The organism is Cohnella terricola (assembly GCF_007786475.1).
Lineage (GTDB): Bacteria > Bacillota > Bacilli > Paenibacillales > Paenibacillaceae > Cohnella > Cohnella terricola.
The window spans coordinates 16849-36381 of record NZ_VNJJ01000003.1 but is presented as its reverse complement, the minus strand read 5'-3'; the positions used below and the strand labels follow the sequence as shown (position 1 = coordinate 36381).

The window sequence follows — 19533 nt, the reverse complement described above, 5'->3', positions numbered from 1 at the left end:
AGCCGCGGCGACGCGGCTTGTTTTTCAGCACTATGAATCGTTCCCTGCATAGATCAGCACCGCATCCCGCAGAAATTCCGCCGTTCCAGGCTGGTCCTTGTCATAATACGCTCTAAATCGCTCGTCAGCCACATACATCTGAGCGAGTCCCGCGTGCGCCTCTTTGCTGTAACTGTCCCAGTAAAAACTGAGCCAGCGGCGATGAAGTTCAACCGCCTTACGAGCAATCTCGCCTGCCGGATCGCCCGTTGCGAATGCTTCCGCTAACGCGACGTGAATATCCGCGGTCAACCGCTCAAGCTCGGCGTGCTGCTCCTCCGTCATATTCCGGACTTTCGCGTTCGTCGCTTCAACCTCTTCGTCCCCGTACTTCTCGCGAATTTCCTTTCCGTACTTTTCCTCATTGTCGTCAATCAGCTTTTGCTTGAAACCTTCAAATTTCTGCTTGTCGCTCATTTCGGCTATCCCCTCTCTTTGCGCTAAGGTGAGATCGATATTGGCGATGAGCGCGTCCAATTGTTTTCTTCGCTCCAGCAGGTTATCGCGGTGATCTCGGAGCGCCCGGTCCGCATCAAAAGATGGCGACGTGATGATGCTCTTAATGTCATCCAAACTTACGCCCAGCTCGCGATAGAACAAAATTTGCTGCAATTGATTGACTTCTCGCGTACCGTAAATCCGATAACCAGATGAATTAATTCTTGCCGGCTTAAGAATGCCGATCTCATCATAGTATCTAAGTGTACGCGTGCTTACGCCCGCCAGCTGACCCAGCTTCTGAACCGTGTACTCCATGATCGATCCCCTCGCAAACCAAGCGTACTCCTTTACGCAACGTGAATGTCAAGCATTTGCATAAAGTGTTATCCATTTCCATAAAACGGATGAATTGCAATTAAAGAGATAAAACATAATTTTCGGGTATAAAAATAATTTTAATTTGCTAAGCACTCGTGTATAATCTACAATCAATAAGTATAAAAATGCATGGTTTCTTAGGAATAATGCAAATATTATAAAGGAGTGTTATGAGAGAGTGACTACTATTACGCCAGAACAAACATCGGCCGCTCAACAATACGTTCAATCGGTATACGAGGCCGTTATAAAACGCAACCCGCACGAGAACGAATTCCATCAAGCAATCAAAGAGATTTTGGACTCCCTCACTCCTGTATTCGCGAAACATCCTAAGTATATGAAACAAAGCATCCTGGAACGCATCGTAGAACCTGAACGCGTCGTGTACTTCCGGGTGCCTTGGGTGGACGACAGTGGCAAGACGCATGTGAACCGCGGTTACCGCGTACAATTCAACAGCGCCATCGGTCCTTACAAAGGCGGTCTTCGCTTCCACCCTTCGGTTAATGCCAGCATCATCAAATTCCTCGGTTTTGAGCAAATCTTCAAAAACTCCTTGACCGGCCTTCCCATCGGCGGCGGTAAAGGCGGTTCCGACTTCGATCCCAAAGGCAAATCGGACAACGAGATTATGCGTTTTACGCAAAGCTTCATGACCGAGCTCTACAAATATATCGGACCGGACGAAGACGTTCCAGCGGGAGATATCGGCGTTGGCGCCCGTGAAATCGGCTACATGTTCGGACAATACAAACGTATTAGAGGCGGACACGAAGCCGGCGTTCTTACGGGCAAAGGCATCATCTACGGCGGAAGCCTTACGCGCACGGAAGCAACGGGATACGGCTGCGTCTATTTCGTAAACGAAATGCTGGAATCTAAAGGCTTGAGCTTCAAAGACAGCACGGTCGTCGTCTCGGGATCCGGCAACGTCTCGATCTACGCGATCGACAAAGCGACTCAACTCGGCGCCAAAGTCGTTGCCTGCAGCGATTCCAACGGGTATGTATACGATCCTAAAGGCATCAACCTGCAAACGGTGAAACGCCTGAAAGAAGTTGAACGCAAACGCATCAGCGAGTATGTGAACGAGCACCCGCACGCTGAATATTTCGAAGGCTGCTCCGGCATCTGGTCGATCCCTTGCGATATCGCTCTTCCTTGCGCAACGCAAAACGAGATCGACGAAGAATCCGCGAAACTTCTCGTTGCTAACGGTGTTAAAGCGGTTGGCGAAGGCGCGAACATGCCGTCCACGCTCGAAGCGATCGAAGTGTTCCTGAACAACGGCGTTCTGTTCGGACCTGCGAAAGCAGCCAACGCCGGCGGAGTAGCGGTATCTGCACTCGAAATGAGCCAGAACAGCATGAGACTGTCCTGGACGTTCGAAGAGGTAGACGCGAAGCTCCACAGCATCATGAAAAATATCTACCAAAACAGCGTAAGAGCTGCCGAAGCTTATGGCCATTCCGGCAACCTTGTCGTCGGCGCCAACATCGCGGGCTTCCTCCGCGTAGCCGATGCCATGCTGGCTCAAGGCGTTGTATAATAGGTTTGTTAAAGGAAAAAGCCCGTCGACGACGGGCTTTTTTCTATACGATCTTAATCTTCGAAGGATTGTTCACCTTGTACAAGATCTCTTTGTTGAATTTCTTGTCCACGACTTTCCCCTCGAACTCAAGAGCTTGGCCAACCTCAAACCCGAAGCCTTTCAGCGTGTTGCTATAGCCGCACCAAGCCTCCCCGATCGCAAGCGGAGAATCGCCGACGATCGCGACCTCTTCCAACAGCAATATTTCGTCGTCCCGATCGGAGAACGGATTAGGCTTCGTCGTGAATTCTTTCACTTTAGCCGTAAATTTCACTTTATCGGCCGGCAGCTCCAGCTTTTCCTTCTTCTCTTTCGGCTTTTTCGCTGCTTTTACGGCTTTCGCTGGTTTTTCTTCCGCCGCATCTTCCGCAACGCCTTTAGTTTCCTGCTCATCCGCGCCTTCTGTCTCGTCTATGACGGCTTCTCTGCCGAACGTGCCGCTTTGCATTTCTTTCAAATACGAAGGGTGAATGCACGTTAGCTGACCGTTATCGAATTCAACGACCAGAACGCTCATGTTCCTGTACTCCTGGTACCCCTTAATCGTAACCGGATATTGCACCGCCGAATTTTTGTACCAGAATTGCGTCTTGGGAACTTTGCCGAACAAGCCCCAACCTCTGCCCTTTTCCGCGTAATCTTCATCGTTGTCGAAGGCGATGTAATCTTCTTGCGGAGGGTAATATTTAATTTTAACGGCTTCCATCGTGGACTCGCTTCCTTTCCGCGTATGGCGGGAAAATGATCTATACAACATCCAAAAACTTGCGGATTCTCTCCAGCGCTTCCTCTAATTGTAACTGCGACGAAGCGTAAGAGCAACGAATAAATCCTTCTCCCCCCGTACCGAAAACGTGCCCGGGAACTGTGACGACTTTCGACTCTTGAAGCAGGCGGTGCGCGAACTGTTCGGAGCTGAGTCCCGTATGCGCGATAGACGGGAACGCGTAGAAAGCGCCCTGCGGCTCATGGCAAGGCAGCCCGATCTGTCTCAACCCTTGAACGAAAGCCCTGCGTCTTTGATTGTAAGACTCTATCATTCGGTCCTTCTCCTCCATTCCGACCTGCAGGGAAGCGAGACCGGCAATCTGTCCCATGATCGGGGCGCACATGACGGTATATTGGTGAATTTTCAGCATCGCGGAGATCAGTTCACGATGACCGCATACGAATCCAACGCGCCATCCCGTCATGGCGAAAGCCTTGGAAAATCCATTGACGAGCAGCGTCCGGTCTCTCATCCCGGGAAGCGATGCAAAGCTCGTATGTTTGTCTCCGTAAGTCAGTTCCGAATAGATTTCATCCGCGATAACGACGAGATTGCGCTCCTCGACCAGCTTCGCGATCGGCAGCCAATCCTCGTAGGTCATAATTCCGCCCGTCGGATTGTTCGGATAACATAACACGAGCACCTTGGATCTATCGGTGAGTTTGGCTTCCAGTGCATCAGCCGTAAGTTTGAATTGGTTTTCTGCGGTCGTTTCCACGCCGACCGGTTTACCGCCGCCGAGGAATACGATCGGTGAATACGAGATATAACACGGTTCGGGAATCAGAATTTCATCGCCTTCCGTGATCAGCGCGCGCAGCGCGAGATCGATCGCTTCGCTGCTTCCGACGGTAACCATGATTTCATTAGCGGGTTCATAAGTGACTCCGTAATTCCCGTCTATATATTCCGCGATCGCTTCTCTAAGCTCGGGCAAGCCAGCGTTGGAGGTATAAGAGGTTCGTCCCTTGTCAAGCGACGAGACGCAAGCGTCGCGGACAATTTGCGGCGTGACGAAATCCGGTTCCCCAACCCCTAGCGAGATGACGTCCTTCATTCCCGACGTATAATCGAAAAACTTGCGGATCCCAGACGGCGGCATAGCACGGACTTGCGGAGACAACAATTCGCTAAGCGACTTTGGAGCTCGGGCAGGCTGCGGCGTCACGGCTTCAGTTTGAACTTGCGGTTCAGGTTGGCTTTTCGGTTGCGGTTGTGTTGGCGTTGGATAAAGACTCATATGATATCCTCCTCATTGTCTTGAAATGCGGACAGTCAAAACTGCGGCTGTTTGATTGATTTTTTAAAACAAAAAAACCCGTCCGCAAGGGACGAGTTTATACCCGTGTTACCACCCTAGTTCCGCTTCAAGCATAGAAACGGCACTCTACAACGTATCCATCAATACGTGTTCCCGTTAACGCTGGAAATGCGGCAGAGCTTACTAAAATTTCAGTCTGCGTCTCGGAGACGGCTTTCCGTTATCGCCCGAACGTTGGCTTTCACCTACCCCAACTCTCTGCGGAACTGACGAGTAACGTACTCTTTCTCTTCATCGACTTTGGCTTGCCTATCAAGTTGAGGTTATTATACTCACAACAAAGCCAGATTGCAACAACATATTTTTCACGACAGTTCACAATCCCGCGCAAGTAGTCTCCCTCCAAGGCACTTTTTTGGCCTTCGCGCCGGCAGATCTTACTCCTCATCCCCTTCATTCTCCGCCACCTATCCCCGACACCCGCCTAACATGCGGATGAACAAAGGCTTACAAGGCAATACTGCACTTATTCCTATCGTAAACGGAGGGTTCGGTCTTTGAGCACGGAGGAGAACGCGCTGTCGATCGTCGCCCTAGGCGGCGCTAATGAAATCGGCAAAAATATGTATGTCATTCAATACGCGGACGATATCGTCGTTATCGATTGCGGTTCCAAATTTCCCGACGAGAGCTTGCTGGGCATCGACGTGATCGTCCCTGAAATTACATATTTGCTTGAAAACAGGAATAAGGTCAGAGCCCTGATCATCACGCACGGACATGAAGATCACATCGGCGGCATTCCGTACATTCTCAAACAGCTAAATATGCCCATCTATGCAACACGCCTGACCTTAGGCTTGATCGAGGTCAAACTGCGGGAGCATAACTTGCTCGGCCAAACGCACCTCAAGACGATAACTCCTGAATCGCTTCTCAGGCTTGGGAAGTTCAAGGTAAGCTTCTTTCGAACGAACCATAGCATCCCCGACTGTCTCGGCATCGCTTTTCATACGCCGGAAGGCACGGTCGTGCATACCGGCGATTTCAAATTCGATCTGACCCCGGTGAACGAGCATTATCCCGACATTCACAAAATGGCAGCGATCGGCCAGAAGGGCGTGCTTGCCCTCCTATCCGAGAGTACCAACGCCGAACGGCCCGGCTTCACCCCGTCCGAACGGCTGGTGGGCGAGCATATCGAGGAAGCTTTCGCCAAAGCGACGCAGAAAATATTCATCTCGACGTTCGCCTCCAACGTGCATCGGCTGCAACAAATCGTCGATGCCGCCCGGAAAGTGAATCGCAAGCTTGCTCTGCTAGGCAGAAGTATGGTCAACGTCGTCGATGTTTCTTCCGAGCTTGGTTATCTTCAACTGCCGGACGATATGCTTATCGATCCTGCCGACGTTCACCGGTTTCCGCCGCACGAGATCGTCGTGCTGTGTACGGGTTCGCAAGGCGAGCCGATGGCTGCCCTCTCCCGGCTTGCCGCTTCCAGCCATCGCCAGGTAGAGGTGCTTCGAGGAGACACCGTAATCCTTGCTGCCACGCCGATTCCCGGCAACGAAAGGAACGTTGCTCGCATCGTCGATAACTTGTACGAACTGGGAGCCAACGTCATCTACGGCTCGGGATCGGTCACGGGAATGCACGTCTCCGGGCATGCCAGTCAGGACGAATTAAAGCTGATGCTTACGCTGATGAAGCCGAAATATTTCATCCCGATCCACGGCGAATACCGCATGTTAAGCCAACATCGTTCGCTCGCGGAATCCGTTGGCGTCGACTTCGACGACATCTTTATCGTTAAGAACGGCGATGTCGTCGACATAAGCGACGGGGTTGCTCGCCAAACCCGAAAAATTCCGACCGGCAATACGCTTGTTGACGGTCTTGGAATCGGCGACGTCGGTAATGTCGTGCTGCGCGACCGCAAGCATATGTCCGAAGACGGCATATTAATCGTTGTCATCACGCTCAGCCGGACGGAAAACAAAATCATTTCCGGTCCCGATACGATCTCGCGAGGGTTCGTCTACGTGCGGGAGTCGGAAGGATTGCTCGAGGAAGTCAACCGGATCGCGACGGCGTCCACGATAAAGCTGCTGGAAGAAAAGGCGAATCAATGGAGCCAATACAAGCAGTCGATCAAAGACGAGGTCGGCAAATTCCTCTGGATGAAGACGAAGCGAAGACCGATGATTCTCCCGATTATTATCCAAATTTAAAGCCGCCGTCCGACTCAATTCGAGTCGGAAACGGCGGCTTGCTCTTGACGAAGGCGCAGAACGCCAGAAAGCTTTCTCCGTGCGATCAGTTCGGGTAACGCGACCCCGATCAGAACGACAAGCACCCCTGTCCATTGAAGCGCGCTGACATGTTCATGAAGCACGGCCGAGGAAAGCAGCACTGCGACGGGCAGCTCCGCCGCTCCCAATATGCCGGCAATGCCTTCGCCGATATGCGGTACTCCGATCGCGAACAATACCGGGGGCAGGAACGCACCGAACAAGCCAAGCGCGAATCCGAACGGCAGCAATCCGCCGAATAGCGTTCCATCGAACAGAAACGTCGGCGGGAACAAGACGAATACAAGAATCATTCCCCCCGTGATCATCCATCCGCTCCGTTTGGCCGGATGGACGCCAGGCACCGCTTTGCCGCTGAGCAAAATAAACAACGAATAACTAATCGCCGAGAGCAAACCGAAGACGACGCCTCTCCAGTCGAATTCAGACATCCCTTGTTCGAGTATACCCGCAGCCATCACCGTTCCGATGAGCAAGACGACCAGCGTGCCTAGCATAATACCGTTTGGCCGCCGGCGCTGGCCGATCGCATGGATCAGTACGCCGATCCAAGTAAATTGGAAAAGCAATAAAATGGCCAGCGAATTCGGAATGTATTTCAGTGATTGATAATACAACAAACCCGTTATGGCGGTCGGCATGCCTGCAAGCATCAAAATAACGCGATGCTTCCATGTCGGTTGTTTATATACCGCCGCTTTGTAACCTTTACGTCCGGCTCTCCATTTTATGAAATAGACGAGCGCCCAAGCCAACACAAAACCCGTCAACATTTGGCTGCCTACGACTTCGCCGAGCGTATATCCTTGGCCGTACGCTTTCTTCACGATTGTCGACAAAATGCCATAGCAGACAGCGCCTAGAAACACCGTAACTCTGTATTTCATTCTCTTTGATGTCCTCCTTCGATTGCTTCCATCCGTCCGAAAAAATAAAAAACTTCCTTGCTGCGAATATGGAACCGTTGACCGACAACAGATCCGATATCCGTAGCAAGGAAGTTAAGGCTTCCCGTAGAAACCCTCGCCCTGATCGCGAGGTTATACGAATGAGTAAGATATTTCGGGTTAAAACATGCAACAGGTTGAATCATACAGCGATTGCCGACGGTTGTCAATGGGCCAACTTGGACCAGCTATTTTCGGACACCCAGTTCTTTCTTGAGCAATTTGGCGTAATAATCCGCTCCGCTTGGTTTCAAATGAACGCCATCCTTGTAGAAAAAGGAAATCTTGCCTTTGCTTGCGGAGAACCAGTCGATCAGCTTAACGTTATCGTAATCTCCGGCAGCCTTCTCGAGCGCCGCGTTTACGGTATCCTGCCATTTGCGCGGGACTCTCGTATTAACGAGCCATATTTCTTTGGCATCGGATAGCGAATCGAGCAATTTGCGCAATTGCTTGGAATTAAACGAACCGTTCGTGCCCAACTCGATAATAATGCAATCGCCAAGCTTGCCGCCGGCTTTGAGCGACTCGACGACATCCGTCGCTTGCGACATTTGCCTGCCGATTTTGCCGTCGACGACGATACCTGGAAGCAATTTCTCCAAAAAGGGCTGCGCATCGAGAATAACGGAATCGCCGATTGCCGTAATCCCCTTCCCCGCCTCGTCTTCAGGTTTAGCTTCTTTCGGAGGTATGGTCCCCTTCTGCCCATTGCCAACGGACGTCTCTTTAATGGGCTTATCTTTTATCGGATCCATTGTACCCTGTGTGTTCGGACGGTTGTGACCCGCTGCATTCTTGGCACCGTCCGACTTGCCGGTCTGCGTTAGTCCGCTGCTAGAACCCGGACGCAACACGCTGTCCTGGACAGCCGTGCCCGTCGAGGCTTTGGCTGTCGTCACGGAATGGCCTGCGCCGTTATTGCAGGATATCGCGAGCAGAACGATCGGACATATGGCTGCAAGCCACACCACCCGTCTCTTTCCCGCAGGGATTGTACGTACTCGTTGCCACACGCGGCTTAACGCGCCCCGGCGAATCGGCTCTTCGATATATTTCCAAGAGAGCGCGGCCAGTATGAAGCTAACAGCCAATTGTATAACAATTCGAAGCACGCTCACGCCTTCGGTGTCGACGGATGGCGTCGATAACGCGATAACAGGATAATGCCAAATGTACAGTCCATACGATCTTACGCCGATCCATCTCAGTGGCTTAACGCCAAGCCATGCGGATAGGCGCGTTCCCGGATGCGCGAGAACGGCGATCACCGCAGCGGAAAGAACGGACAACAGAACTAAACCTCCATAATAGAGAAAACTACCGTATTCATCTACCTGCGCGATCATCCATAAAATCGCGATTAAACAGACCGTTCCGATCAGATCCATCATCGCACGCGATCCGCGCTTTACGCCATCCGCAAGCTTCCGACTCGGCCAGGCAACGGCCAGCGCCGCCCCGATGAGCAGCGCGAACACTCGCGTATCTGTGCCGTAATATACGCGGCTTGGATCAAGCCCCGGCACGTAGAGCAGTCCCATCGCCAATGCCGATAACGCAGCGCCGCCTAGCATGAACAAGATTAACTTCCCTCTGCGAGCGGCAAAACGCATCCCGATCGCGAGGAGCAAAGGCCATAACAAGTAAAACTGTTCTTCGATGGCGAGCGACCACAGATGGCCGATCGGTGACGGCGGTCCGAAGCTCTCGAAATAGGACACCTTGTGAAAAATTAGCCACCAATTGTTAAAGTACAGCACGGCCGAAGCGAAATCGCCCCTGATTGAAGCCAATCGGGACGGATCGAACAGAAGCAACCAAACGGCTGTAAGAGCAAGCATGGAGAACATGGCGGGCAGCAGCCTGCGCGCGCGCCTCGTCCAGAAATGGGCAAGATCGATTTTGCGATTGTCTTGCCACTCCGACATCAACTGATCCGTAATCAAATAACCGGATAGGACGAAAAAGATCCCGACGCCAAGCAGACCTCCCGGCGCCAATTGCAGATTAAAGTGGTACGCGATTACGGCCAACACGGAAATGGCTCTCAAACCGTCAAGACCAGGCATGTAACGCCTGTCGAGGAGCTTGCGTTCGGGCATCGGAGCAGCCTCCTTGATCGTGTTGGAGAGAGTTCTCTGGATGTTTTTCATGCTGTTCATTCCTTCTTCTGTTCAGGTCTGTTTGCCTTGCTTAAGGCTAGACGGATGAACCTGAAGAAAAGTTAGTTGTCCCCTAAAATCCTTTTCAATTCATTTCGTTAAACTTCGATAATTAACCTTATTAATTAACACGCGCAACTAGAACCGGGGAAATGAAAAAATCCGCGTCCAGCGCGGATTTTTCTTCATTACAACTCATCAAACACCTCATTTGGCGCTTAATCGCGCCGTCCATTCTTCCATCATTTGGCGATCGGTTTGACGGCTCTCGGGATACTCGCCATGCCCTTTTTATCGCTTTTAGTTTCCCAGTTCACGAGGAAAATTCCGATACAAACGATGGCTCCCCCGATATAAACGGCCTGGTTCACTTGCTCTCCCAAGAGCGCCCAGCTCGTCAGCACGCCGAAGATCGGCATGAGAAACAAATAGGAGCTCGTTTTGCCGGGGTCCCCTTGACTTAGAAGTTTATACCACAGCGAGAACTGCACGATCGAACATAAGATGATCAAACATAGCAACGCCGTTACCGATTCGAAGTTCACTTGGAACGACGGATGCTCAGTTATCGCGCTTAATGCAAGCAGGACGATACCGCCAGCCAACATCTGGTAAGCTGCCAGCGTGAGCTTGTCGAATCCGCCGCCCCAACGCTTCGTAAGCAGAGTAGCCAAAGCGAAGAACACAGCCCCGGCAAATCCGATCAACGTGCCCGCTTGCATGCCTAACCGAAATCCGAACGCGACCATGACGCCGATGAATCCGACTGCCACGCCAATCCATTGCCGCCCGCGGTAGCGCGTTCCGTTCATCACCGCACCGAATAGAATGACGAGTAGCGGATTGATGGAAATGAGGATCGACGACTCACCGGAGCTGATCCATTGCATGCTGAAATACGCACAGCCCATCACGCCTGCAGTTTGACAAACCCCTATTGCGGCTGCTTGAACCCATTGTTTCTTCCCTTGCGGCCTTGACCGCTGTTTCCGAGAAATCGCCAACGCGAGCAAACCGCCCGCCAGCACGAATCGAATGCCCATCAGCAGAAACGGTGGTGCATAAGCCAATCCCAGCTTTCCGATGGGAAAAGCGATCCCCATCAAAAAAGTCGTAATCAGAACAAGAAAGGCATACCTAAGCAATTTCATCCCTATCCCTCGCTTTGAATCTATGGAATGTTCCCAGTGTACCGAAAGCTTGATTTTATGTATAATGATTGTTATCGATATCAGAAATCACATAAAGTGATACCAAATTTAGAATAGGATGATCTGTCCATGGAAAGCCAGGACATGCGTATATTTCGCGCGGTAGCACGCGAAGGCACGATCACGAAAGCTGCAGAACGGCTCGGTTATGTGCAATCGAACGTGACGGCCCGAATTCGGCAATTGGAGGCGGATCTCGAAACAGCGCTATTCTATCGCCACAATCGGGGAATGACGCTGACATCGAGCGGAAAGATGCTGCTTGGGTACGCGGACAAAATCGTGGGGCTGTTGGAGGAAGCGACGACCGCCCTCTCCTCGGCGACGGAACCGAGCGGACCGCTCGCGATCGGATCTACGCAGACGGCCGCGGCTGTGCGACTTCCCAAGCTGCTTGCGGCCTATCATGAGCGCTTTCCTAACGTTAGATTATCTGTAACGGCAGGCCATACGCAGGCGATGATTGAGAAAGTACTGCGCCACGAACTAGACGGCGCATTTATCGGTTTTACTAATACGCATCCAGAGCTCCGTTCCGTGCCGGCATTCGAAGAGGAATTGACTATCGTAACCCCTCCAGCAGTCGCCGATCTGTCCGAAGCTTTAACGAAACCGATCCTAGTCTTCACCAAAGGCTGTTCCTACCGGGTTATCTTAGAAGAATGGCTAGCTGCATCAGGCAATTCCGATGCGCTGACGATGGAGTTCGGAACGCTCGAAGCGATCGTCGGGGGCGTCTCCGCAGGTCTTGGCATCACGCTAATGCCCGTTTCCGTAGTCAATAAACAATTAATCGAGGGCTCCCTTAAGTCATTTTTTCTTCCCGAGCCATATCGGAAGATGAAGACGGAATTCGTTATGCGAAAGGACTCGTTCGTCGGCAAACCGCTGCTCGCATTTCTGGAACTGCTTCAGAAACGATAAAAAACCGGTCGGGCATACACCCGACCGGTCTTTTCGTTCGCTCAATTAGAAGCCCGCTGCAACTTTGCTTGCGTTCTCCAAACCTTGAGAGATAATGTCTTGAGCTTTATCTTGCATTTGATTATGGCCTTCGACGATGATCGTTTCGACTTGGGTCACGCCGAAGAACGACATCATGTTACGGATATAGTTGTAGGCCATTTCCGCAGCTGCCGCAGGACCTTCGGAATAGACGCCGCCGCGCGCGTTAAGCAGGGCGACTTTCTTCTCGCCGGCGAGGCCGACAGGACCTTGCGCCGTATATTTGAACGTTTTGCCGGCTTCGGCAAGATAGTCCATATACGTATGAAGAACCGCAGGAACCGTAAAGTTCCAAAGCGGGAAACCGAACACGACTTTGTCCGCTTCAAGGAATTGGTTCAAATATTTGTGCTTTGTTGCCACAGCAGCTTGTTCCACCGGAGTCAATTCGATTCCATTAGCCGCTTTGTAGCCGCCATTGATCATATCGGCGTTCAGATAAGGCAGGTTTTCTTGGAACAGATCAAGTTCGACGATCGTGTCTTCCGGATGGCTTTTCTTGTAGCTTTCCAGGAAAGCTTCATACAACTTAACGCTAACCGCTTGATCGCCGCGGTCGTTGGCTTTGACGAATAGTACTTTGCTCATATGTGTTTCCCTCCGCACTTTTTGTATAGTTTATAACTAAAAGTAAGAACACGAACAACTATACTCGGAATTATGAAAGGACACATCGGTAATTAGGCTGAAATCCGCGCAAGAAAAAATCCTCCCAAGACGGAGGACCGGTCTTACGACTGTGGACCTATGTGAAGACACGCCTTGCGCTCACTCAGCGGACTGAAACAGTTGAACGGCAAACAAAGCGGCTTGGGTTCGATCGGAAAGATTAAGCTTGCTCAAAATGCTGCTCACGTGCGTCTTCACCGTCTTCTCGGCAACGACGAGCGTCTGCGCGATTTCCTTGTTGCTGAGCCCTTTGGTCAACTGTTCGAGCACTTCCAATTCTCTTCGCGTCAGCGCCTTAGCCACCTCGATATCCGGAAGCTTCTTAGCCTCGCTGCCGTTCGGTGACAACTGCGATAGGATCGCGTTCGAAATCTCGGGGTGCAATTGGACATTGCCCTTATAAGCGCTCCTGATCGCTTCCACCAATTGGTCCGGCTCAACCTCTTTCAGCATATAACCGATCGCTCCCGTCTGTAAGGCGGGGACGATGTGACTGCTGTCGGAAAAGCTTGTCAGCACGAGCACTTTGACTTCCGGGTGACGCTCCGTGATCAGCTTGCTTGCTTCGATGCCGTCCATGACAGGCATATTCAAATCCATCAATACAATATCCGGCTTCAGGCTGGTTGCCATCTCCACCGCTTCTTGCCCGTTGTGGGCTTCTCCGACGATCTCGAAATCGGGCTGTAAACCAAGGAAAAAAGATATTCCTTTAAGCACGATTTGATGATCGTCCGCCAGCAACAATCTGATCTTCACGTTCCGTTATTCTCCCCTGCTCGCTTTTCTTCGTTGCACTTCTCTTCGATGACGTGAATCGGAATCGTCACTTTGACCGTCGAAGGAATTCCTTTGCCACTTGATATCGTAATCTGTCCGCCGAGAGCTTCCGCTCTTTCGCGCATCGACATCATGCCCATCGTCAGCTTTCCCTTTTTTTTCTCGCTGTTAAACCCATTTCCACGATCCGATATTTCCAGGCTGGCTTCTGTTTCCGTCTTCGTCAGCCGGACATAAGCCGCATTCGTGCCTGCATGCTTTTTCACGTTATTCAGCGCTTCCTGGCCGATCCTCCATAATGCTTCCTCGATCGCCCTGGGCAGCTCCATAACTCCTCGGGCCTGCTCATAGACGGTCAGATTGATCCTTTGGCCGTATTCCTTCAAAGCTGGCAGCAGGCCGTTTTCCAGTCCCGCCGGACGAAGCTGCCAGATGAGCGCCCTCATCTCCTTCAGCACTTCCTGGGACAACGACCCGATCTCTTGCAAGGATTTCCCGACCGCGGCATCCTTGTCCGACAGCATCGCTTCGGCTCCTTTGGCGAGGAAAGAAAGCGAGAATACCTTTTGGATGACCGAATCGTGCATATCGCGCGCCATCCGGTTTCTTTCTTCGACTAAAGCCAGTTCTCTGCGCTGCTCGTATAACCGCAAGTTCTCAAAACTCAGCGTGAAATGATCACCTAACGAATACATAAACTCTTCCGGGTATCCTTCGAACTGCTTGTGACCCGGACTGCTAATCAGTAACACGCCGAACGGACGCCCTCTTGCCCGCAGCGGTATGGCCGCCGCCGAACCGTCCGGGGGCAATCCGAGCGAGACCAATACCACCGCGCACGCCGCCCCGGCATGAGCTTCGATGACGAGTCGATTATCCCGGTAAGCGGCCTGAACAATACCGGCTTCCTCCATCGCGATGTCCTGCCATTTCTCATCCACGCGGTTGTTCTTGTATTGTGCCCGAAGCGACAACTTGTCGTTCTTCATGATGAATAACGATACGTTCGGCCAATTAAAGGTATCTCCGATGATGCGGACCGCTTTGACCGGAAGTTGGCCGATATCCAGAATGGAATTGATTCGCTGAATCGCGTCCCCGAGTTTGGCGTACAGAATCGCATTTCTTTCTTGTGCCTGATAAAAACGGATGCGTTTGATCGCCGTTCCGATCTGCAAGGCGACCGCCTGGAGCAGCGCAAGCTCGTCCTCATTGAACCGCTCCTTGCCGGCTTCGGCGACGTTCAGCAGACCGAACCTTTCATTTCCAGCGTATAGCGGAACGGTCGCATGGTGCGATATATTTGCCGTATCTCCAATCTTATGTTCAACCGCATAGTTGATCCGTTTGCATTCGAGGATGTTAACCGCGTTGTCCAGCTTATCCTGGCGGTAGCTCTCGATGCACGCGCAATCTTCGCCGCAGACTAATGCGTAATTGCCGGCCATGAGCGCGGAAGGCAGATTCTGCGAAGCGGTGCATACGTTGCCTTGCCGGTTGTCCACGAGAAAAATCCAGCCCGTCGTGAACCCGGTTACCTGCAGAAGCTTCTTCAGAACGTCGTTCAGCATCTGATCCATTTCGTTAGCCGAATTCAACATTTCCGCGATTTCCTTAAGCGCTCGCAACTCGTTCGCGCGTATTTCCCTAGTCATTGGCCGCCTCCCGCACGGGATCTATCTTCTTCCGCCGTTCAAGCGAAGTCGTATTCCTGAGTATAACGAAAGAAAAAACCGCTGACAACATTCGAGCATTTTCGAACGAAAAAAGAAGGCGCTCCTCGGTTTTCTGAAGGAGTCCCTTCTTGATTCTGCATTCAGGGCACGATCTGGTGGACGTTACGGTCAGCAATCACTTCTTCCGGCAGTTTTTTCGAAGCGCTCGGCACCTCGCGGGGTTTGTTGTGAATCTCGTCCGAGGAATAGATCATAATCGACGTTTGTCCCGCACCGGAGTATGAACGAATCAGCACCGGGTGATCGTATTGATTTTGAAAAATAAAATCGGGGCCGCCCCAACTAACCGTCGCGTCGCGACCGGGCGGAACGTAAGGAACGTTGCGACTATGGGAATATCGCTCGACAATTTTCAATCCCGCGCGGTCTACTGCATTATACAGCGTCGAAGATATCTGGCAGATCCCTCCACCAATACCTTCCGACACTTCGCCTCTTACGATAACTTTGGCCATTTGGTAACCTTTTCGGACCGTACGTTCGCCTACGATTGCATTAAAAGAGAAGGTTTCTCCCGGAAATACATAGTGGTTATTGATCGCTTTCGAAGCCAGATCGATATTGTGCGAGCGATTCTTATTGCTTGAATTGTAATATGTTGTATAGTGCCCGATCACTTTTTCCTTAATAATGGTCAGCAATTCGCTATCGACCCTCGGATATAAGACACGCCTAGGCACTTCGATCAAAGTAGGTCCGCCCTCGACCATAAAGCCATAAAACTGATCAGCGAAAGCTCGCGAATCGAGCTTGTACCCTGCCGATTCGGGAACGATAGAACCCCAACCGTCAAGCGTGGCGTCGACCGGAGCGCGATAGACCTGTTTCTCCAAACGCTGAATCATTTCTTTTAATCTAACGTCATTAACTACTGGGGTCCCCGGTAACGGAAACTCGTAATCGGTCCGTTTCGCATCGACGATTGTTTGGCCTTCCAACGTTACCGTCAAGTTTCCGGGCCATACATCGAGTGAATTGTCCGGCGTTACAGCCTGCTTCGCGAGCAGAATGACCCCCGCCATCCATTTCCAAATCATGTCGACGCCTCCTATTCGGCGCTTTTCATAGAGTCTGCTCCCCGGATTCGTTCGACGTCGGGCAAACATAAATCGCCTCTTGCGATTCGATATCCGAACGTTGCTCGACGAGCATGCCTAGAGGCACGCTAAATTCTTGGTCTGGCCGGTCAAGCGCGTATATTCTGGCGGTTTCGTTAGCTTCATCAACGTGTTGGATATATACGTTTGCATTTTGATAGGTGACATTGGCCATAACTGGCGAATTGGCGATTTCGGCGGCCCTCTGTGTATTCATCATTTTACCTCCGTCTTTCGGATCGAATATTTCAGGATGCGCCTTCAGACGCACGCTTAATTTACGTTGCGCCAAAAGCTGGACCCTTATCCTACATAAAAATCGGTTTGTCCGTTGAGAATAGATGAAGACTGAATCGGGGAAATACGGGGGATTGGATCATGGATCGATTGTCGCGAAAAATCGGAATAGCCCTGGTCGTATTGGCGCTTGCGAGCGTTTATTCGCTCTGTGCTTTTACCGATTCCGTTACGGCTGCCGGACAATCCGAGTCACCCGCGCTCCTGTTCACCGTTCGTTCGAGTCAATCATCCTCCATGGTTAGCACGCTGCTCATCGAAAGTCCAAGTCTGATTCGACAGTTGCTGCGCGCCAAAGAAGAGCCTTCCGAGGACGGGGTATTGATTCCCGACCTTGAAGTCTCCCTGCGGCATGGCAAACGGGAATCATCCTATCGTTTAGAACGCTCAGGCAAACTATGGAACCCGTTGACCTCGGCAAAGCTCGTGCTCTCCAAACAAACGTCGCGACGGCTGCTGAAATACGCCGATGCGCTACGAAACAAGCATTACGGACAATTGATTCCCTGGGAGCAAGCAAGAAACATCGTAACTCGCAAAAGCGCCTTCACCATCACCGATCTGGAAAGCGGACTTTCTTTTCGCGTTCAACGACGTGCCGGGAGCAGCCATGCGGACGTACAACCGCTTACCAAAGTGGACTCAGCGATCATGAAACGGATTTACGACGGCAAATGGAGCTGGGATCGCAAAGCAATTGTCGTGCAGAAAGACAGCTTACGCATCGCCGCTTCCATGAACGGCATGCCTCACGGCGGAGACGGCATTCCAGACAACGGATTTTCGGGGCACTTCTGCGTCCATTTCCTCGACAGCACTTCGCATCGCTCCGTTATCCCCGATCCGGATCACCAATTGATGGTCTACAAAGCCGCCGGCAATCTGCGCGCGTATTTCGAATCTTCTCCTCCTCTTGCGCTCGCCGAAAGGTTCATCGAAGCGCTAAATCGGAAAGATGAAATCCTGATTCGGCAAATATGGGATGATCCTCCCAACAATAAGTTCAAGGCGTTCATCCAAGCGCTAGGCCCTTATCAATCGATTTCCGTCCCGCAGAAATGGAAGAAGAAGTTCGCTCGCACGCTCCAAGAGGAGTCGAAGACAAGGTTAACGACCGACATCGGTTTACCTATCCGAATTCTTGCCAACGGACGTACTTCTCGCAACGATGAACTCCATCTGGTCTTCAAACGTAATAGCTTCAACGCCGCTTGGAAAATCGAAGATGTTTTCATAATCCCTGCTAAAGAAGATCACTCCAGCTTGATGCCGTAGATTTTGCCTCCTCGCGAAGCGACGACCATATAGTCGTCGTAAACGGCTGGAGAGGCTTCGATATTCGATCCAATATTCAAACTGCCCAGCTTCCGGCCATCTTTCCCCGAAATGACGGAGATCCGGCCAGCGAAGTCCGCTTGAATCAAGTAAGATTTGCCTGTCTCGTTATAGACATCGACTGGTGACGACCAAGCATAATTGTTCATGGGCAAGCGCCAGACTTCTTTCCCCGTCTTTTTGTCCAAAGCTGCCATCACCCCCCCGCTGAACGTGCCGTATCTGGCGATCGTGAAAATCACAAGTCCCGCAATGTCACGTTTACCGATGACCGGTGTAGCCAGCACGCCGCCGTTGACAGGATGGTCACCGAGCAGTGAGAAGCAGGGGTAACTGCTTTGCCAAACAACCTGGCCCGTTAAACCGTTGATCTTCCGAATGATGGCGTCGCCTTTGCTCCCCTGTTTGTCGACTTCAGTTCCCGTATAGAGATAAGGAACTCCTTCCTCCGCTTCGATCACGATCGAAGCGTCCGTATCGTCGAGCGGGGAAAGCGCCCATTGCGTGTCAAACGTAGTCAAATTCAAGGCTTGGACGCTGCCGCCGTTATCCGCGAAAAAAGCCAAATCGCGATAGACGGCTACCGAATTCTCGATACCTTGATAAGCGTTGTCTTTGATTTTATATCGATACTTGCCGATGACTGGCTTAATCGAGATCGTCTTGCGTTCCGGATCGAACTTGGTGTTCAGCTTGACGTGGTAGAATAGTCCGTTCTCCCCGCCGACGAGCAGCGTATCGTCCATTCGGTTAAAAATCGCGGAACTGTCGAACGCCCCCCAGCTCCGATAAGCGAACGGGTCCTTCCCGTTTACGCGCAAGAGCCTCTTCTGGTCGATCAGGCTATATAAGTTAAAGCCGATTGTCCCGTTCTCCGGAATGCCCTCGCCCACATAAAGCAACGGATAACCTCTGGCGTCAACGGACACGCTCCCTTTCACGGGATTGCCGACCTTAATCGGACTACGTGTCTCCTCGCCCGTCTCCAAGTCCATGAAATAGACGTATCCGTCGAGAGACGCATAGATCACTTCCTTGAAATCCGGTTTGGAAAGAAATTTATTATTGACGTTCATTGTCTTGAGTACCTCCGGCGCCCACTTCACAATGGCGGGCTGGCCCGTCCAACCGGCTCCGCCGCCCCAGGAGCTACTCTTCGTCCGCTTCTCCCACGCGATCTTTGGTTGATGCCGTACCATATGAACCAAGCCGTATGACGGGGCGTCGCGTTCGTTCGAGCCGCGGAAAGTCAGTATCCCTTCCACATTCGTATACACTTCAGGAAACATTTGCGGGAGCGAAGGTTTGTTTCTCCACTGATGCGATAGAAGACTGCTGGCATGGACGATCCCTTGAGAAATGAAAACGATTGCCAAAACAAGAATGAATGCTTTGAGTCCCTTGCGCATCTCTATTTATTCCCCCACTGCTTTGAATAAATAGATTGTACATTCGGGGCTTCGAGAAACTTGTCAAACGATCAGTGAGAATTGGGGG

At 51.6% G+C, this 19533-nt stretch carries 16 protein-coding genes, 1 riboswitch and 1 other annotated feature; of the genes, 4 read left to right on the top strand and 12 right to left on the bottom strand.

Translation table 11 applies throughout. The features are described from left to right. Window positions 1-30 precede the first annotated feature (30 nt). Entirely contained in the window at window positions 31-795 is a 765-nt protein-coding gene (locus FPZ45_RS05760) for a MerR family transcriptional regulator (protein ID WP_144699360.1), read from the bottom strand. Window positions 796-1036: 241 nt separating this feature from the next. On the opposite strand from FPZ45_RS05760, the gene gdhA reads away from it, so the two are divergent. Continuing rightward, entirely contained in the window at window positions 1037-2410 is a 1374-nt protein-coding gene (gdhA, locus tag FPZ45_RS05755; protein WP_144699358.1) for an NADP-specific glutamate dehydrogenase, read from the top strand. 43 nt (window positions 2411-2453) lie between these two features. Here gdhA and FPZ45_RS05750 read toward each other — a convergent pair whose 3' ends face one another. Together FPZ45_RS05750 and FPZ45_RS05745 are read right to left on the bottom strand one after the other, a co-directional pair. Beyond that, entirely contained in the window at window positions 2454-3158 is a 705-nt protein-coding gene (locus FPZ45_RS05750; protein ID WP_144699356.1) for a hypothetical protein, read from the bottom strand. A 40-nt stretch (window positions 3159-3198) separates the two neighbouring features. Further along, window positions 3199-4323 carry an aminotransferase class I/II-fold pyridoxal phosphate-dependent enzyme gene (locus FPZ45_RS05745; RefSeq protein WP_246120364.1) on the bottom strand — a complete coding sequence of 375 codons (1125 nt, stop codon included), beginning with the start codon at window positions 4321-4323 and terminating at the stop codon, window positions 3199-3201. A gap of 222 nt (window positions 4324-4545) precedes the next feature. Further along, window positions 4546-4786 (bottom strand) — a binding site (T-box leader). 253 nt (window positions 4787-5039) lie between these two features. Here FPZ45_RS05745 and FPZ45_RS05740 point away from each other — a divergent pair. After that, window positions 5040-6713: a ribonuclease J gene (locus FPZ45_RS05740; protein ID WP_144699351.1), complete on the top strand. Its 1674-nt coding sequence runs from the start codon at window positions 5040-5042 to the stop codon at window positions 6711-6713. A gap of 14 nt (window positions 6714-6727) precedes the next feature. On the opposite strand, the gene FPZ45_RS05735 is transcribed toward FPZ45_RS05740, so the two are convergent. From FPZ45_RS05735 to FPZ45_RS05725, 3 genes are all read right to left on the bottom strand, one after another. Next, the gene (locus tag FPZ45_RS05735; RefSeq protein WP_144699349.1) at window positions 6728-7681 is read right to left on the bottom strand and encodes an EamA family transporter; all 954 of its coding nucleotides are present in this window, start codon (window positions 7679-7681) and stop codon (window positions 6728-6730) included. An 83-nt stretch (window positions 7682-7764) separates the two neighbouring features. Next, a riboswitch (purine riboswitch) is annotated at window positions 7765-7862 on the bottom strand. Between the two features lie 67 nt (window positions 7863-7929). After that, window positions 7930-9897, bottom strand: a complete 1968-nt coding sequence (locus FPZ45_RS05730; RefSeq protein WP_246120339.1) for an acyltransferase family protein — start codon at window positions 9895-9897, stop codon at window positions 7930-7932. Between the two features lie 251 nt (window positions 9898-10148). After that, window positions 10149-11057 (bottom strand): DMT family transporter, encoded by a 909-nt coding sequence (locus FPZ45_RS05725; protein ID WP_144699347.1) that lies wholly within the window; start codon window positions 11055-11057, stop codon window positions 10149-10151. Between the two features lie 129 nt (window positions 11058-11186). Here FPZ45_RS05725 and FPZ45_RS05720 point away from each other — a divergent pair, with 129 nt between their 5' ends. After that, entirely contained in the window at window positions 11187-12041 is an 855-nt protein-coding gene (locus FPZ45_RS05720; RefSeq protein ID WP_144699345.1) for a LysR family transcriptional regulator, read from the top strand. Window positions 12042-12086: 45 nt separating this feature from the next. Here FPZ45_RS05720 and FPZ45_RS05715 read toward each other — a convergent pair whose 3' ends face one another. The 5 genes from FPZ45_RS05715 to FPZ45_RS25995 all read right to left on the bottom strand — a co-directional run bounded on the left by FPZ45_RS05715 (window position 12087) and on the right by FPZ45_RS25995 (window position 16696). Next, complete coding sequence (locus tag FPZ45_RS05715) at window positions 12087-12710, bottom strand: FMN-dependent NADH-azoreductase (protein ID WP_144699343.1); 624 nt, start codon at window positions 12708-12710, stop codon at window positions 12087-12089. A 180-nt stretch (window positions 12711-12890) separates the two neighbouring features. Next, window positions 12891-13550: a response regulator gene (locus FPZ45_RS05710; RefSeq protein WP_144699341.1), complete on the bottom strand. Its 660-nt coding sequence runs from the start codon at window positions 13548-13550 to the stop codon at window positions 12891-12893. Then, window positions 13547-15226 carry a GAF domain-containing sensor histidine kinase gene (locus FPZ45_RS05705; RefSeq protein WP_144699339.1) on the bottom strand — a complete coding sequence of 560 codons (1680 nt, stop codon included), beginning with the start codon at window positions 15224-15226 and terminating at the stop codon, window positions 13547-13549. Before FPZ45_RS05705 ends, FPZ45_RS05710 begins: the two co-directional genes overlap by 4 nt. 161 nt (window positions 15227-15387) lie before the next feature. Beyond that, a complete protein-coding gene (locus tag FPZ45_RS05700; RefSeq protein ID WP_144699337.1) occupies window positions 15388-16344 on the bottom strand; it encodes a VanW family protein in 957 nt (318 codons plus the stop codon). Window positions 16345-16369: 25 nt separating this feature from the next. Further along, window positions 16370-16696 carry an H-type small acid-soluble spore protein gene (locus tag FPZ45_RS25995; protein WP_425456958.1) on the bottom strand — a complete coding sequence of 109 codons (327 nt, stop codon included), beginning with the start codon at window positions 16694-16696 and terminating at the stop codon, window positions 16370-16372. An 86-nt stretch (window positions 16697-16782) separates the two neighbouring features. Here FPZ45_RS25995 and FPZ45_RS05690 point away from each other — a divergent pair, with 86 nt between their 5' ends. Beyond that, the gene (locus FPZ45_RS05690; RefSeq protein ID WP_144699335.1) at window positions 16783-17976 is read left to right on the top strand and encodes a hypothetical protein; all 1194 of its coding nucleotides are present in this window, start codon (window positions 16783-16785) and stop codon (window positions 17974-17976) included. Here FPZ45_RS05690 and FPZ45_RS05685 read toward each other — a convergent pair. Next, window positions 17955-19445, bottom strand: coding sequence for an outer membrane protein assembly factor BamB family protein (locus tag FPZ45_RS05685; RefSeq protein WP_144699333.1), 1491 nt, complete (start codon window positions 19443-19445; stop codon window positions 17955-17957). The genes FPZ45_RS05690 and FPZ45_RS05685 overlap by 22 nt on opposite strands. Window positions 19446-19533: the final 88 nt, after the last annotated feature.